At 63.0% G+C, this 15,793-nt stretch carries 13 protein-coding genes and 2 pseudogenes; 10 read left to right on the top strand and 5 right to left on the bottom strand.

Translation table 11 applies throughout. The features are described from left to right. Positions 1 to 505 precede the first annotated feature (505 nt). Positions 506 to 1,270, bottom strand: a complete 765-nt coding sequence (locus AAFX91_RS28380; protein WP_394568835.1) for a DUF3313 domain-containing protein — start codon at positions 1,268 to 1,270, stop codon at positions 506 to 508. A 173-nt stretch (positions 1,271 to 1,443) separates the two neighbouring features. Here AAFX91_RS28380 and AAFX91_RS28375 point away from each other — a divergent pair, with 173 nt between their 5' ends. Both AAFX91_RS28375 and AAFX91_RS28370 read left to right on the top strand, forming a co-directional pair. Further along, a complete protein-coding gene (locus AAFX91_RS28375; protein WP_394568834.1) occupies positions 1,444 to 2,019 on the top strand; it encodes a TetR/AcrR family transcriptional regulator in 576 nt (191 codons plus the stop codon). A gap of 48 nt (positions 2,020 to 2,067) precedes the next feature. Next, positions 2,068 to 2,532: an RrF2 family transcriptional regulator gene (locus tag AAFX91_RS28370; protein WP_394568833.1), complete on the top strand. Its 465-nt coding sequence runs from the start codon at positions 2,068 to 2,070 to the stop codon at positions 2,530 to 2,532. A gap of 110 nt (positions 2,533 to 2,642) precedes the next feature. Here AAFX91_RS28370 and AAFX91_RS28365 read toward each other — a convergent pair. Beyond that, a pseudogene (locus AAFX91_RS28365) lies at positions 2,643 to 3,526 on the bottom strand (SDR family oxidoreductase). A gap of 93 nt (positions 3,527 to 3,619) precedes the next feature. On the opposite strand from AAFX91_RS28365, the gene AAFX91_RS28360 reads away from it, so the two are divergent. Continuing rightward, the gene (locus AAFX91_RS28360) at positions 3,620 to 4,468 is read left to right on the top strand and encodes a helix-turn-helix transcriptional regulator (protein ID WP_394568832.1); all 849 of its coding nucleotides are present in this window, start codon (positions 3,620 to 3,622) and stop codon (positions 4,466 to 4,468) included. A gap of 96 nt (positions 4,469 to 4,564) precedes the next feature. Continuing rightward, positions 4,565 to 5,785 (top strand): MFS transporter, encoded by a 1,221-nt coding sequence (locus AAFX91_RS28355; RefSeq protein WP_394568831.1) that lies wholly within the window; start codon positions 4,565 to 4,567, stop codon positions 5,783 to 5,785. 28 nt (positions 5,786 to 5,813) lie between these two features. Here AAFX91_RS28355 and AAFX91_RS28350 read toward each other — a convergent pair whose 3' ends face one another. Beyond that, positions 5,814 to 6,275 carry a GbsR/MarR family transcriptional regulator gene (locus tag AAFX91_RS28350; protein WP_394568830.1) on the bottom strand — a complete coding sequence of 154 codons (462 nt, stop codon included), beginning with the start codon at positions 6,273 to 6,275 and terminating at the stop codon, positions 5,814 to 5,816. A 72-nt stretch (positions 6,276 to 6,347) separates the two neighbouring features. On the opposite strand from AAFX91_RS28350, the gene AAFX91_RS28345 reads away from it, so the two are divergent. The 6 genes from AAFX91_RS28345 (at position 6,348) to AAFX91_RS28320 (ending at position 14,643) form a co-directional block, all read left to right on the top strand. Continuing rightward, the gene (locus tag AAFX91_RS28345) at positions 6,348 to 6,788 is read left to right on the top strand and encodes a hypothetical protein (RefSeq protein WP_394568829.1); all 441 of its coding nucleotides are present in this window, start codon (positions 6,348 to 6,350) and stop codon (positions 6,786 to 6,788) included. Positions 6,789 to 6,816: 28 nt separating this feature from the next. Further along, complete coding sequence (locus tag AAFX91_RS28340) at positions 6,817 to 7,485, top strand: methyltransferase family protein (RefSeq protein ID WP_394568828.1); 669 nt, start codon at positions 6,817 to 6,819, stop codon at positions 7,483 to 7,485. A 331-nt stretch (positions 7,486 to 7,816) separates the two neighbouring features. Further along, positions 7,817 to 10,303: a DEAD/DEAH box helicase gene (locus AAFX91_RS28335; protein WP_394568827.1), complete on the top strand. Its 2,487-nt coding sequence runs from the start codon at positions 7,817 to 7,819 to the stop codon at positions 10,301 to 10,303. A 159-nt stretch (positions 10,304 to 10,462) separates the two neighbouring features. Beyond that, positions 10,463 to 10,828, top strand: coding sequence for a Lin0512 family protein (locus AAFX91_RS28330; protein WP_394568826.1), 366 nt, complete (start codon positions 10,463 to 10,465; stop codon positions 10,826 to 10,828). Positions 10,829 to 10,931: 103 nt separating this feature from the next. Beyond that, positions 10,932 to 11,063, top strand: a complete 132-nt coding sequence (locus AAFX91_RS28325; RefSeq protein WP_394568825.1) for a hypothetical protein — start codon at positions 10,932 to 10,934, stop codon at positions 11,061 to 11,063. 253 nt (positions 11,064 to 11,316) lie between these two features. Then, on the top strand, positions 11,317 to 14,643 hold the full coding sequence (locus AAFX91_RS28320; RefSeq protein ID WP_394568824.1) for an SNF2-related protein: 3,327 nt from the start codon (positions 11,317 to 11,319) through the stop codon (positions 14,641 to 14,643). A gap of 21 nt (positions 14,644 to 14,664) precedes the next feature. On the opposite strand, the gene AAFX91_RS28315 is transcribed toward AAFX91_RS28320, so the two are convergent. After that, positions 14,665 to 15,438 carry a hypothetical protein gene (locus AAFX91_RS28315; protein ID WP_394568836.1) on the bottom strand — a complete coding sequence of 258 codons (774 nt, stop codon included), beginning with the start codon at positions 15,436 to 15,438 and terminating at the stop codon, positions 14,665 to 14,667. A gap of 87 nt (positions 15,439 to 15,525) precedes the next feature. Beyond that, positions 15,526 to 15,705: pseudogene (locus AAFX91_RS28310) on the bottom strand (FAD-binding protein); the annotation flags it as partial. Positions 15,706 to 15,793 lie beyond the last annotated feature (88 nt).

Raw genomic sequence — 15,793 nt, 5'->3', positions numbered from 1 at the left:
GGTGATCTTCGCAATCACCGGACTTACCATGACCGCTCCAGCCTCTCAGGCTTTTGCAGAACCTTCCGCACACTACCCCTGTGGTCCTACCCCCGTGCTTTTTGTTGCACGGGACCCATGGGTGCAACCGGCACCCGGCTTTCCCTGCGCCCTCTGTTCAATGAGAGGGTGAAACGAACGCAAAGCTCGGGCGCAACGCGCCGCGAGAATGCGGACTCACATCCCCTCACCACACTCCACCGTCATGCCCGCGAAGGCGGGCATCCAGTATCCGGCGGCCTCTCGGCTCAAGCACGACTGCCTCTGGAATACTGGATCGTCCGGTCAAGCCGGACGATGACAGCGGAGAGCTGTTTGAAATTTGAATCAGGCGACGCCGCAGGGACAACAGTCGTAGGATCGGTAGAGCGCAGCGAAACCCATCAATTCGCACGGCTTGCTCCATCGCGATGGGTTTCGCTTGTGCTCTACCCATCCTACGGCCTGCCGCGACGGTGCAGGTATCTCAATCGCGGGCGACCTGCGGGGTCTCGTCGGTCCACTCCGGAGGGGCGCCGATCTTGCCGGCGACAAGTCCCATGAGGCCGGGCGCACGACCAAAGTTGTCGCATGTGGCATATTTCGGTTCGCCGCCCAGCCACGATTGCACGCGCTGACCGGAGGGCAGCGAGATATCCAGGGCGCCCGGCTCCTTGCCGGTGGCGAGCATCCGCGAGAACTCGTTGCCGAACTTGGTTGCCAAGCCATAGGCGTCGCCGACTTCGGAAACGCGAGGGTTGTCCATGATCGAATTCGCACCGCGGGCCCATACCATCGCAGCGCGCTGCACGCCGCTCCGGTCGATGGCTTCGGCCTCGACGGCAAGGCCACCCAGGCCAATGGGAAGACGCGGAACGCTGACCGGCAAGGCTGCGCCGGTGCCCAAGGTCACCGCGGTCGACACGCCGGCTGCGGCCTTGTCGGTCGGCAACACGTCGGTGACGACAGTTCGAACGGTCAGGTCGGCAGGTTCACGTGGTGAGACGATTTGAAACTTGTCGCTCAGCGCGACACAGACCTTGCGATCGAGCGCGTTTGCGACCAGCGCGCGATCTTGCGCCGTCTTCACCTGCGCCAACGCACTATGGGCAAAAGTCGTCGGAACGATGCGCACAGTCTTCACGGACGCCAGTGCGTTGGCATCGACGTAATTTCTCGACTTCGAGAGCATGCCCTTCTGCTGTCCCAGATTGTTGTACGTTGCCAGCGTGCCCGCCGTTTTCTGAGGCATGGAAGCGCATCCGGCGACCGTCAGAGCGAAAGGCAGAGATACAGTTCGCAGCCACGAATGGGGCGTTCTTGTCACAGCGCGGCTCCGGACATAAGATGCATTGATGCATCTAGTCGTAACCGCAACTTGGAGTCAAGATGCATTAATGCATCTTATTTGGAGTGAGTATAATTATGGCCGAGCGACGTCGTGGCGCGGAGTTGGAAGAGGCAATCCTGGAGGCCGCGTGGCTCGAACTGGCCGAGCGCGGTTATGCCGGGCTGACGATGGAGGCGGTCGCGGAAAGGGCATGGACGAGCCGTCCCGTGCTTGCGCGCCGATGGGACGGAAAGGCGCCGCTCGCCATCGCGGCCATTCGGCGGCAAATGGCGAAGCACCCACTGGAGGTGCCGGATCGGGGCGATGTGCGAACGGAGTTGCTGGAGTTTCTGAAGCGGGCGGCTGATCGCGCCGCCGGAACGGCGGCGGCCTTCACCCTGTTTTCGAGCAATTATTTCTCGGAGAACTGGTCGACACCAAAGGATCTGCACGCCGCCCTCATCGAAGGTGGAGCACGACCTTTTTCGGTGATTCTGGAACGCGCCGTGAAGCGCGGTGAGATCGATGCAGCAAAGCTGACGCCTCCGGTGGCTTCTCTGCTTGGCGACCTCTTTCGGCACCACGTCATCATGAACTTTTCGGCGCCGCCGCCGTCCCTGCGGAAAGCCTGGGTCGACACCGTGTTCCTGCCGTTGGTCCAGGTCAGGTAGGCGAGGCGGTGCTTGATCGATAAGTGGCCATGTACTATTTGATGTTACATGAGACGAGATAGCCGATTATCTGGGGTGCTTCACGTGCTGCTGCACATGGCCGAGCACGGTGGCCCCGTGACATCAGAGGTGCTGGCGAAAGCGATGTGCACCAATCCGGTCGTGATCCGGCGGATCATGGCGGGGCTGCGCGACTGCGGCTATGTCCGATCCGAAAAGGGCCATGGCGGCGGATGGGTGCTGGCGCGGAATCTCGAAGAGGTGACGTTGCGCGATGTCTATGACGCGCTCGGCTGCCCGTCATTGCTTGCGATGGGCAATCGGACCGACGCGCCGGACTGCCTGGTCGAACAGGCCGTCAATGCCGCGCTCGACAAAGCGTTTCATGATGCGGAGGCGCTCCTGCTCGCGCGTCTCGGCGAAGTTTCGCTGGCGATGCTGAGCGCCGACTTCCATGCGCGACTTTCGGCCCGCAAAGGCGCGCGCCGAACGGAGATCGATCATGTCCACTGAAGACGGCGCGAAGTCCTTTCTGAGCGCCTTCTCCGATCCGCAAGCCGTCCGAACAGATGCTCGATCTGGCAGCGCGCAGCACTGGCGTTGGGGATGAAATGGAGTCCGGCTCAGCCCTCGAAATAACAGGGTTGGTCGAGATCGGCGATCAGCCCCGGCTGCTTCGGCTCCCAGCCAAGCAATGCGCGGGTTCGCGCGCTGGAGGTGGGGACGTCGGCGCCTGCGAACTGTGCGAACCAGCCGAAATGCCCGGCCGCCTCTTCGGGGGATTTGCTGACGACGGGCACGTTCAGGCGGCGGCCGATCACCGCGGCGATCTCCTTGAACGGCACGCCTTCTTCGGCGATCGCGTGAAACGGACCTCCGGCTGCACCGCGCTCGATCGCGAGGCGGTAGACACGGGCGGCGTCGAACCGATGCGCGGCCGGCCAGCGGTTGAGGCCGTCACCGACATAGGCCGAGACGCCTTTCTCTCGGGCGATGCGGATCAGGATCGGAACGAAGCCGTGATCGCCCTGGCCGTGGGTCGATGGCGGAAGACGGACGACGGAGGCGCGCACGCCGCGCGCCGCCAGTGCGGCGGCAGCAACTTCCGACTTGCGCGGGAAGTTGGTGGCGTGCGGATCTTGCTCGGTCGCAAGGCGCCCCGGCGCCAGCAGCGCGACACCGCCGGTGACGAGCAGGGGGCGTTCGGAGCCCTGAGCACGGCGCCGATCGCCTCGATGGCGCGCCGGTCCATCTCGCAGTTCTCGATGAATTTCGAGAAGTCATGGTTGAAGGCCAGATGGATCACGCTATCAGCCGCCGCCGCACCGCTGCGCAGGCTGTCGAGATCTTCGAGCGATCCGCGATGCACTTCCGCGCCGGCAGTGGTGAGGGCCGCTGCTCCCGTATCCGAGCGGGTGAGGCCGATCACCCGGTGGCCGGCGGCGATCAGTTCGTGGACCACGGCGGAGCCAACAAATCCAGTGGCGCCGGTGACAAAGACACGCATGAGGAAGTCTCCAGAGTTAAGCCGGAGCGCACTGTCTGCGTGAGCGATATCCTGGTAAAGTAGTGACGTTATCAGGGTATAATGGCTAACAGGATGAGCATTTCAGCCGCGAACGAGAACCTGCTCGGGGCGTACTTGAAAGACCGCCGCACCAAGCTAGATCCCGCTGCGTTCGGCTTGTCCGGGACACGGAGGCGCACCCCCGGGCTCAGGCGCGAGGAGGTGGCCCAGCGCGCCAACATCAGCGCGACCTGGTATACATGGCTGGAACAGGGGCGAGGGGGCGCGCCATCGGCCGACGTGCTCAATCGCATCGCCCGCGCGCTGATGCTGACGGAGGTCGAGCGCGAGCATCTCTTCCTGCTCGGCCTCGGCCGTCCGCCCGAAGTTCGTTACCAGGCGACCGAAGGCGTGACGCCGCGGCTGCAACGCGTGCTCGATGCGCTCGAGGTCAGTCCGGCGCTGGTGAAGACCGCGACCTGGGACGTCGTCGCCTGGAATTGCGCAGCGGCCGTGGTGCTGACCGATTACGGATCGCTGCCACCGGAGCGACGCAACATCCTGCGCATGATCTTCTGCGATCCGCGCGTGCGTGCCGCGCAGTTCGATTGGGAAAGCGTCGCGCGGTTCGTGGTTGGTGCATTCCGGGTCGATGCGGCGCGCGCCGGCGCCACCGAGAAGGTCGGTGCGCTCGTGGAAGAGCTCTGCCGGCTGAGCCCCGAATTCGAGGCGCTGTGGCGCGCCAACGACGTCCACGGTTACGGCGAGGGCGTCAAACGCCTGCGGCATCCGATCCTTGGGCCGATCAGTTTCGAATATTCGGCCTTCGCCGTGGACGGCCGGCCCGATCTCGGCATGGTGGTCTACAATCCGGCGACGCCGGCGGACGCCGAACGCGTCAGGTCGCTGATCGAATCGAGATCGGCTGATAGCCGGGAATGAGTTCGCAAAAAAGTGAGCTGGAGCGAGCCTCCGCATGTCGACTTTGGCGCCTCGCGTTCGTCTTGGAGCCAGGGATAGCTGCTGTGGAGACAGGGAATGAAGGATGCTCACTATCGCTGGGTGATTGTCGGAGCCGGCGGGCTTCTGGGCTGCGTTGCCATCGGCGGGATGTTCTCGCTGCCGGTTTTTCTGCTGCCGATCACGCGAGACACCGGCTGGTCGGTCACCGGCGTGTCCAGCGCCATGACCATCGGCTTTCTCGCGATGGCGTTCACGAGCATGATCTGGGGAACCCTGTCCGATCGGCTCGGACCGCTGCCGGTGGTGCTGACCGGGTCGATCGTGCTTGCAACAAGCCTGGCGCTGGCCAGCCTTGCCTCATCGCTGGTCGCGTTTCAATTCATCTTCGGCCTGATGGTGGGCGGCGCGGCCGCCGCGATCTTCGCGCCGATGATGGCCTGCGTCACCGGGTGGTTCGATACCCATCGCAGCCTTGCCGTGTCGCTGGTTTCAGCAGGAATGGGGATGGCGCCCATGACCATGTCGCCGCTCGCCGCCTGGCTCGTCTCGATCCATGATTGGCGGACCTCGCTTCAGATTCTGGCCGTCGTCGTCGCCTGCATCATGATTCCCATATCGTTGCTGGTGCGCCGCCCGCCGGCGCTCGAACGCGAACATGCGCCTGCGGCCGGTGAGGGTGAGCCGCAACCGTCGATGTCGCTCGCGCAAGCACTGCGCTCGCCGCAGTTCATCGTTCTGCTCGCGACGAATTTCTTCTGTTGCGCCACGCATTCGGGACCGATCATCCATACCGTGAGCTATGCGATAAGCTGCGGGATACCGATGATCGCCGCCGTCACGATCTACAGTGTGGAGGGGCTGGCGGGGATGGGCGGCCGTATCGCGTTCGGCCTGCTCGGCGACCGCTTTGGCGCCAAGCGCGTGCTGGTCTCGGGGCTGTTCGCCCAGGCATTTGGCGCGCTCGCCTATGCCTTCGTGCGCGAGCTCAGCGCGTTCTACGCCGTCGCGGCGATGTTCGGCTTCATCTATGCCGGCACCATGCCGCTCTATGCCGTGCTTGCGCGGGAGAATTTTCCGTTGCGGATGATGGGCACCGTGATCGGCGGAACGGCGATGGCAGGCAGCCTGGGCATGGCGACGGGGCCGGTGGCCGGAGGTTTGATCTACGACACCTTCGCCAATTACGCATGGCTTTACATCGGCTCCTGGGCCGTTGGACTTGGCGCCTTCCTGATCGCGTTGACGTTCAGGCCGTTTGCCAAGGTCAAAGCCGAGCCCGCGCCAGTGCCGGCGTGAGGAGGAACTCGATGGATGCGTCGGCGATCTACCGCGTCTTCCTTGTGCGCCAGCGCTTCAGCGCAGCTTCCATCGACTGGCGGATCGTCATGTGGAATTCGGCCATCTCTTCCATGCGACTGCGCGTCTTTCCGCGGGCAGCGATGCCCGCGCCCTGCTTCAGGAGGTCGGCGAGCGCATCGAGCAGGCGATTCTGCTCGGTCAGCATACCCTCGTAATTGTCGGACACTTCATAGAGCACACGTTTGCTGCCGCGTTGGCCGTGGCGGCGCGCCAGCGTGTATTTCTCCAACAGCCGGGCGGCGACGCTGGCGGTGCTCTTGCTCATCTCGAGATCGGCCGCCATGCGATCGAGGCTGACCGGCTCCGGGAACAGAAGCAGGTAGCCGTAGAGGCGGGCGGCCGCCTGCGGAACGCCCCACGGCACCAGCAGCCGCGCCACATCTTCGATGAAGCGCCGTTCGGCGCCGGTCGGACCTTTGTTTGACATATTCGGTATTTCCCGAATATACTGAATATTGCGGATTTGTCCAAAGATGGGGCGACAGAGCGGAGAGCTGCCATGGTCGCCACGCCTGAGTCTTGCGCCCGAACCCGCGCCTTCGCGCGCGTCATGGGCCCCTGGTTCGTCATCGTTCCCGGAATCATCCTCCTGCGCGCACCGGAGATGGGCACGTTTGCCGCCACGTTCTTCGAGAACCAGTTGTTTCCCTGGTTTGCTGGCGCACAGCTGCTATTCCTCGGACTCCTGATCATCGCCCTTCACCCATATTGGTCGAGCGCGCCGGCGGTGATCATTTCGCTTTTCGGCTGGATCCTGGCGCTTCGTGGCGTCGTGCTGATGGCGGCGCCGCAACTGATCGAGCGCGGCGCGGCTGCGTCGGTGAACCTGCTGCCGCTGGTGCGGTTCGGATTCGGCGCGCTCGTCGCGATCGGTCTCTATCTCACTTACGTCGGCTGGATGGCCAAACCCGTCGCATCGGCCGCGATCAACGGCCCATGAACGGGCGCCAATCATCGGGAGCCATGTCATGGTGAAAGTCACCCTTCAGATCGTGGTCTGGACCGCGATCGTGGCCGCCATGATCCTGTGGCCGGCCGGCACCCTGGCTTATCCCGGAGGCTGGGCGTTCCTCGCCGTATTCGCGATCGGCGGCCTTGCGATCACCCTGTGGCTCGCCAAGCGCAATCCGCGCCTGTTGCGCGAGCGCATGAGTTCGCCGGTGCAGCGTGACCAGAAGCCGTGGGACCGGATCTGGCTGACGCTCTTCATCGTGCTGTTCTGCGCCTGGATGATGTTCATGTCATGGGATGCCGCGCGCACGGGATTTACCGCGGTGCCGGTCTGGCTGCAGGTGGTTGGCGGCGTCCTGACCGTGCTCTATCTGCTCGGCGTGTGGTGGACCTTTCGGGAAAATACCTTTGCCGCCCCCGTGGTGAAGATCCAGGAGGATCAGCGGGTGATCGATACCGGCCCGTACGCCATTGTCCGGCACCCGATGTATGCGAGCGCTTTGCTCCTTATCGTCGGTCTGCCGCTGCTGCTCGGCTCCTGGATCGGTCTTGCGATGTCGGTGGTGTTCATTCTCGCCATCGCATGGCGAACCCTGCATGAGGAGGGCGCATTGAGGGCGGAGCTCAAAGGTTACGATGAGTACGCCGCGCGCGTGCGCTATCGGTTCATCCCCTCGGTCTGGTAGCCTCGGTCATTGACGATGGCGCAAACAGCCGCGAAAACCGGGGCAGGGCCGCCCGTTTTGTGAAGCCGGCGGCTAGCTGTCGTCTCATGACGCGCCGAAAGAAATTGGAACGGAAGCAGCCATCAGTGCCGCTGGAACTTGGTCCGGAAAAGTGAAACCAGTTTTCCGTCGCGACAAACGCGAAGCGTTTGCGCGGAGATCATGCTCAAACAAAGAGATGAGATCATGATCACATTGCGTCCAATCGGATCATGATCTTATGTGATAAGAGCGGAATGCTGAGAGGCCAAATCAATGTGTCACGCGAAACCTTCCAGATGGACGTAATTCGATGAGATCCACGCGCCTGAAACCGGCAACCAAGCCGGGCAAAGAACCCAAGCTCTCGCGCACGCAAGCACCTGGAGATTTGTCCCCGGTGGACTGGCAGCGCGGCTTGCGACGCCAGTTTGGCCGGGAGCAGGCCTTCGGGCTCGAGAATCTGGGCAGCGAACCGTACTTCTCCGAGTTTCGGGTCAGCAATCCCGCATCGGAATCCAGCTATCGCGTTGCGATTCGAGGGTTGGGACCCGGTGGCAATTTCTGTTCATGCCCCGACTATGCCACCAGCGAGTTGGGAACATGCAAGCACATCGAATTCACGCTTGCCCGGCTTGAGAAAAAGCGCGGCGCCAGGGCGGCGTTTGCGCGCGGCTACCAACCTGCATTTTCCGAACTGTATTTGCGCAATGAGGGCAAACGCAGCGTGTATTTTCGCGCCGGAACGGATTGTCCGCCGGCGGTGAGCAAGGCCGCCGGCGAGTTGTTCGACGTCGCACGCAACGGAATCCTGCCAGAGGAGCGCTTCGGCGAACTTGAACCGTTCATGGCCGTGACATCGAAACACGGTCATGAACTCCGCGCCTATGACGATGCGCTCGATTTCGTCGCAGGAAGGCGCGATGCGGATCGGCGGGCGTCGAAACTCGAGCAGTTGTTCCCCCGTGGTGCCGCGGATCCCAAGCTTCTGGCGCTTCTGAAGGTGCCGCTCTATCCCTACCAGGCTGAGGGCGCGCTGTTCGCGGTGCGGGCGGGTCGGGCGCTGATCGGCGACGAGATGGGACTGGGCAAGACCATCCAGGCGATCGCGGCGACGGAGATATTGGCGCGGCATTTTGGCGTCTCGAAAGTCTTGGTGATCTGCCCGACTTCGCTCAAGTACCAGTGGCAAAGCGAGGTAACGCGTTTCTCGGGGCGACAGGGCGAAAATGCGGCGCGCGTCATCAGCGGTGGCCGGGCGCAGCGGCAGAAGGAGTACGCCCTGGACGATTTCTGCAAGATCACGAATTACGAGAAGCTCAAGCCCGATCTGGACCTGATCGCCGCCTGGGCGCCCGAACTGGTCATCGTCGATGAAGCGCAACGTGTGAAGAACTGGAACACCATTGCGGCGCGCGCCTTGAAGCGCATCGATAGTTCCTATGCGATCGTGCTCACCGGGACGCCTCTGGAAAACAAGTTGGAAGAGTTGATCTCCATCGTTCAGTTCGTCGATCAACACCGGCTTGGACCGACCTGGAAGCTGCTGCACGAGCATCAGGTCAGGGACGAAGCCGGGCGTGTCACCGGCTATACCGGATTGGAGAAGATCGGCCAAACGCTCGCACCGGTCATGATCCGCCGCCGCAAATCCGAGGTGCTGCGGCAACTGCCGAGCCGGACCGATCAGAACTTGCTGGTGCCGATGACCGAGATGCAAATGCTGCACCACCGGGACAACGCGGATCAGGTGGCGAAGATCGTCCAGCGCTGGCGCAAGACCAGGTTTCTGTCGGACAAGGATCAGCGGCGGCTGGCCTGTACCCTACAGAACATGCGCATGTCGTGCAACAGCACCTATCTGCTGGACCAGGAGACCGACCACGGAGTCAAGGCCGACGAGTTGGCGGCGCTGTTCGATCAATTGTTCGCCGAGCCCGACGCCAAGGCGGTCGTATTCTCGCAGTGGACGCGGACCCACGACATCATCATCCGCCGCCTTGAGGCGCGCGGGCTGGGCTACGTCAGTTTCCACGGCGGCGTGCCATCGGACAAGCGGCCGGCGCTGGTCGCGCAGTTTCGTGACGATCCTGCCTGCCGCGTCTTCCTGTCCACCGACGCCGGCAGCACCGGGCTCAATTTGCAGCATGCCTCGACACTGGTGAACGTGGATTTGCCGTGGAATCCGGCGATCCTTGAGCAGCGCATCGCGCGCGTCCATCGCCTGGGCCAGGCCCGGCCGGTGCGGGTTATCAATTTCGTGGCAAAGGGCACCATTGAGGAGGGCATGCTGTCGGTGCTGGCCTTCAAGCGCTCGCTGTCGGCGGGAATTCTCGACGGCGGCAGCGGCGAGATTTCGCTCGGCGGATCGCGTCTCACTCGCTTCATGAAGGAGGTGGAAAACGTCACTGGAAACATGGGTGACGGCGAGACCGTGACGCCAGCCGAGGAAGTGAGGAATATCCCTGCGACCGGTGATGCCGAAGCTGTGGAAGATGCAGGTGCATTTGTGGACGTTGGTGCCGGCAAGATGGCGATCGTGCGGACTGATGGTTCCGGAGCGCCGCCGCACGGCGGAGGCTCCGATCCGTGGCAGGCGCTGGTGCAGGTTGGCGTGCAACTCATGGGCGCTCTAGCCGCTGCCAACGATCCGGACGCTCCGAGTCATCCATGGATTGAGCGTGATCCGACCACCGGTGTGCAAAACCTCAAAGTGCCGCTGCCTCCGCCGGAAGCTGCAACACAACTTGCCAGTGCGCTTTCCGCGCTCGCGGAAAGCTTGCGGAGCAGGAATACTTGACAGAGCCGCGGACGGATTTTGATGAGGCGGCCGACGGTTGGCGTTTTCGAATTTGCGGCCGCAGAATTGTACGCTATCCTTTAAGCGAATGATCGAGCGGGGTGGGCCTGGTTTGGCTTGCGTCAGCTTCATTGCGCCCAACGACAAGCAGGAAATCCAATGGCACGCGTTCGCTGTATCACCGAGATGGGCATGGGCGTCGATGTTCACGGCAAGGACGCGACCAAGGCAGCCAGGCGCGCGGTCTCGGATGCCATCCGTCATTCGAGCCTCGGCTTCTTCCGCATGCTCGGCAAGACCGCCAACGATATGTTCGTCGATGTCACCATCGGCGTGCCGAATCCCGATGTGGTCGACACCGCGATTGTCGCGAAGGAGCTGCCTTACGGCACGGTGACTGTCACCGCCGTCAAGGGTGGGCTGGAGATTCCGGCCGAGCAGGGCAGCGATGCCATCATCATCGCCAACGCCGCCGTCATCGTCAGCCTCGACGACAGCAAGCCGAGCCGGGCATCTCGTGCCTGATAGTTAGGCCGCTCCTCAGGTACCGCTTCGATGCGGAGCGCGACCCGATGCGGCCGAACCTGCGGCAGGTTCATCTCATCCAGGCGAAGCGAGCGGAAGCGCGGTGCAGGCCACGGCAGCCGTGAAATCCAGCATCGTGACGTTCGTCGTCGATTTCAACACCGGCAAGATCTCGGCGATGGAAGCCGATGCCTCGAGCACGGCGACATGGAGCGCAGTTCAGAGAACGGCGTGAGAAGCGGACGGCTACCCACGACAGCGGCGGGAGCGGGAACTGGCCGCGGTGGTACTCCTTTCCAAGCAAGTCTCGACTCACCAAAATTTCTGTTGAAAAGAACCGGACCTTCGCAATGAACCGGCGCGATGGGGCTCGGCCGCGCCAGGCAAATTTGCACCACGAGTTCGGCGCATTACTATGACCAAGCTGTTCGCGTGGGCGTGATCGCGAAAGGTCACGGATCCCGCCCGTCGTTCCCGGATCATAGCAAATGTCTGCAGTAGAGGATTTCGGTCAGGGGCTCTCGGATGTCGTCAAGACAAAGGACATCTACAGCTTCTTCAGCCGTTCCGCATTTGAGAAGGGCTATGCCTACCAGGCCCAAGGGCGCGTCACGGGATTGGAAATCAGCGATGATCTCAGGCGCATCCGCGGCAAGGTGCGCGGAGGTGAGCCCAGCCCCTATCGTGTCGACATCGAGCTCGAATTCGACGATGGGCGTCTAGTCGACCTCGACGGCACGTGCAGTTGTCCAGTCGGAGTCAATTGCAAGCATGTCGTGGCGACGATGCTCCAGGCGCTGAGCGGTGCATTGGCGTCCGAGCGGAAAACGGACATCGGCAAGACTCCCGTCCGCTCCGTGCCGATTCTGCCTTACGATGTCACCGCATGGCTCGACAGTATCGGCGCCGCCATGCGCGGAGACGATTATCCCGTCGATGTGACGCATCGGTTGCTCTACTGCCTGCAGCCCGCTGAAGCGGGTGCGCAGATGCCGTTGCTGGGGGTGTCGCTACTCTCGATCCAGATGCGCAAGGACGGGACGTTCGGGGGCAGCCCTACGCGTCCGGGCATCTCCGGCTTTTCGCCCGAACGTGCGCCGAAGTATTTTCGCGATACCGACATCGACATTCTGATGCAGCTCACGAGAGAGCGAGGGGCGTACTATCACCCACCTCGGTTGCAATCCCGCGAACTCCTGCAGCAAATCATCGCGACCGGACGTGCGTTCTGGCGCGATCACAAGGGGCGGCCGCTACAGTGGGGCGAGGCGCGCGAGGGACGCATCGATTGGCGCCAGGCCAGCAAGCAGGGCCTTGCCCCGCAACTGACGGTGCCGGGAGCGACGGGCCTTAACGCCGAGCCGCCGGTTTATATGGACGAGGCCGCAGGCGTGATCGGCCCGGTCGAACTGAGCCTGCCGCCTCGGCTTGCCTATCAGCTCTTGTCGGCGCCCGTCATCCCGCGCGCGCAAGTCGCGGAAGTGGCGCGCCGTCTCGGCGAGAGGTTGCCGCAGCTTCATCCTGGCCTGTTGCCGGGAACGCCGGCGGCGGCGGTGAAGATCGACGACGATCCGATTCCGATCTTGCGGCTCAAGCGAGGACGCGAGGGCCTGAGTGCCCAGTATTTCCACGACAGGCCCGATCGGACCGCGGTTGCCCATCTCAGTTTCCGCTACGGCCCGGTCGAGATCGAGCCCAAGGAAAAGGGAAACCCGCTTGAAGCATTTCAGGCCGGCGAGGCCTACACGATCACGCGGCGGCGGTCGAAGGAGAAAGGCGCGCGCCAGCGGCTGCTGGAATTCGATTTCCGCGAAGCGAGGTTGACCCACCGGTTCCTCGATGGCGGCCATGTGGACGATCTGACGTTCGGGGAACCTCATGCCTGGCTCGATTTTCTCGAGTTCGGCCTTCCTGAGTTGCGCGCGGAAGGCTTCGATGTACTGGTCGATGACGATTTTCCGTATCGGCTGGCGCAGTCCGAGGGCGTCTTCGATGCCGAATTGGAATCCAGCGGTATCGACTGGTTCGAACTGGCGCTCGGCGTCGAAATCGACGGCGAGCGACGCGATCTGGCGCCGGTTCTGGCTGCCTTGGTCGCGACACCGAGTTTCACGCCCGATCGGATCAAGCAGCTCGCCGAGGCGGGTGACCACTTCTATCTTCCGCTTGCCGACGGCCGCCATCTGTCGCTCGCTGCCGATCGCTTCCTGCCATTGGTGCTGGCGCTCCATAGCCTCAGCCTGAGCGGGCTTTTCGGTGAGGCATCCGGAAAGATCAGGCTTTCGCGCGCGGATGTCGTGCCGCTGCTGGCGCTCGAGAATGACGACTTTGCTTTCAGCGGCGCCGACAATCTTCGGCGCCTCGCCAATCTGCTTCGGGATCGCGAATTGTCAAATCCGGCGTTGCCTGCAAATTTTCGCGCCGAACTGCGGACGTACCAGGCGCAGGGAGTGGACTGGCTCGATCTGCTGCGGGAGAGCGGCCTTGGCGGTGTGCTGGCTGACGACATGGGGCTCGGCAAGACCGTCCAGATCCTGGCGCTGTTGGCGCTGGAGAAGGCGCGCGGTCACCTTAGCGAGCCTGCCCTTGTCGTCGCTCCGACCAGCCTGATGACGAACTGGTTCAGCGAAGCGCAAAAATTCGCGCCGGATTTGAAGGTCCTCGTGCTTCACGGCTCGGATCGCAAGCAAAGCTTCGCCGCCATCGCGGAACATGATCTTGTCCTGACCACCTATCCGCTGATTGCGCGGGATCACGAAGTCCTGCTGTCTCGCGATTGGCACATGGCCGTGCTAGACGAGGCGCAGACGATCAAGAATCCCAATGCCGCGACCACCCGCTGGTTGCGCGGCATCAAAGCGCGGCATCGCTTCTGCCTGACGGGGACGCCGGTGGAAAATCATCTCGGCGAGCTCTGGTCCATCATGAGCTTTGCCAATCCGGGATTTCTTGGCGACAAGACCGATTTCGGCCGGCGCTGGCGCACCCCGATCGAGAAGCGCACGGATACGCGACGCGCAGCAGCGCTGGCGCAGCGCGTGAAACCATTTCTGCTGCGCCGGACCAAGGCGGAGGTGGTTAAGGAACTGCCGGCCAAGAGCGAGATCGTCGAGCGCATCGCATTGGAGGGCAGTCAGCGTGACCTCTACGATTCCATTCGACTGTCGATGTCGGACAAGGTCCGCAAGGCAATCCAGGAGCGCGGCCTGGCCAAGAGCCACATTATCGTTCTCGAAGCGCTGCTCAGGCTGCGCCAGGCCTGCTGCGATCCGGCGCTGCTGAAGCTCGACGATCGTGTCAAGCGCCCATCTGCCAAGCTTGATCGGCTGATGGAAATGGTTGTGGAACTCTTGAGCGAGGGCCGGAAGATCATCGTCTTCTCGCAGTTCACCTCGATGATCGACCTGATCAAGGTCAGGTTCGATGCGGAGGCTCTCCGCTACAGCGTCCTGACTGGAGAAACGACCAATCGCAAGCGCGCGATCGAAGCGTTTCAGGACGGCAACAGCGATGTCTTCCTCATCAGCCTGAAGGCCGGAGGCGTCGGGCTCAACCTGACGGCGGCCGATACGGTGGTGATCTTCGATCCCTGGTGGAATCCGGCCGTCGAGGAACAGGCGATCGATCGCGCTCACCGCATCGGCCAGGACAAGCCGGTCTTCGTCTATCGGCTGGTGACATCGGGCACAATCGAGGAGAAGATGGACGAGCTCAAGGCGCGGAAGCGTACCTTGGCCGACAGCCTGTTCGATCGCGAGGGACGCGTCGGCGCGGCACTCACCGAAGAGGGCGTGCGCGCGCTGTTCGAGGAATAGTGACGCGTGGCTGCGAACCGATCATGCCTGGCCGTGGAACAGATTGTAGCCGGGCGTCAGCAGATTGTGCGGATCGTAGCGTTGTCTGGCGTCGCGCAGCAGCGGCCATTTCGGGCCGAAATGCTCGCGCCAATCGTCTGACGACATTGGAAAGGCGCTGACGGGATAGAGGAAGCCGCCAGCTTTGCGAATGCGATCGTAGAACGCGCGGTTCGCCGCGACCGTCCGCGCGATCGAGGCCGCGTCGGTATCGGAAGGGATGCGGACCAGGTTGAATGGAACAACGATACTCTCGTCCGGCAACCGCGCCAGCGGGGCGCGAAACGCATCGGTCAGCATCGGATAACAGGTGATCCGTCCGAATGGCCCGACGTCCCCGTTGCTCAGGCCGCCGACGATCTCGCGCGCCACCTGTTCGGCATTGCTGCCGCGCAGGAATGTGAACAGCCACGGCTGCGGAATGGACCACTGGCCCTTCGATCGCAGCAGGTTTTCAAGTTTGGCGAAGGCCAGCGCGTCATCGCGATAGGTGAGGTCGGTGATAACGGCCTTGCCGCGATCGTCCGCGAGGTCCGCAAGCGCTGTGCTTTCATCGGGCGCGGCATCGCGGTTGTAGAAGATCGCGCCGTCGAGCTGGTAGCGCCAGCCGCTGCTGCCGTCGGGCAGGATCGCGCCCTGCAATTGGTCGAAGCGCCCCGCCGTTAACATGCGCCGCTGATCCGCGGTCAGGGACGCCAGATCGCGATAAAAGAGCTGATAGCGGCGGACCCGGTCGGGCGCGCGCGCCAGGCGCAAGCTGGCGCGGGTGATGATGCCGCATTGGCCGAGACCGGCCCTGACAGCATCGAACAGATCGGGATTTTCGGTCGCCGAACAGGTCAGCTCCCGGCCATCGCCCGTGACGACGCTCAATTCGAGCACATGATCAGCCTGCATGCCATATCGCGACGACGTCCCGCCGATGCCGCCGATCGCGATCGTGCCGCCGACCGACAGGCCGAGATAATTGGTCAGCACCGCCGGCGTCAGCCCTCGCGCCAGCGTCGCGTCGAGCACGCTCTGCCATGTCGCTCCGTGAGCGTCATCCGGCGACCACGCACTGAGGGCTGATCTGGTCGGCTAGGAAGATCTCGTGGATTGTTTCGTCACG

The sequence above is a fragment of the Bradyrhizobium sp. 31Argb genome (assembly GCF_043638955.1).
Lineage (GTDB): Bacteria > Pseudomonadota > Alphaproteobacteria > Rhizobiales > Xanthobacteraceae > Bradyrhizobium.
Note: the sequence above shows the minus strand (reverse complement) of the source record. Positions and strands in the feature narration are given on the sequence as shown.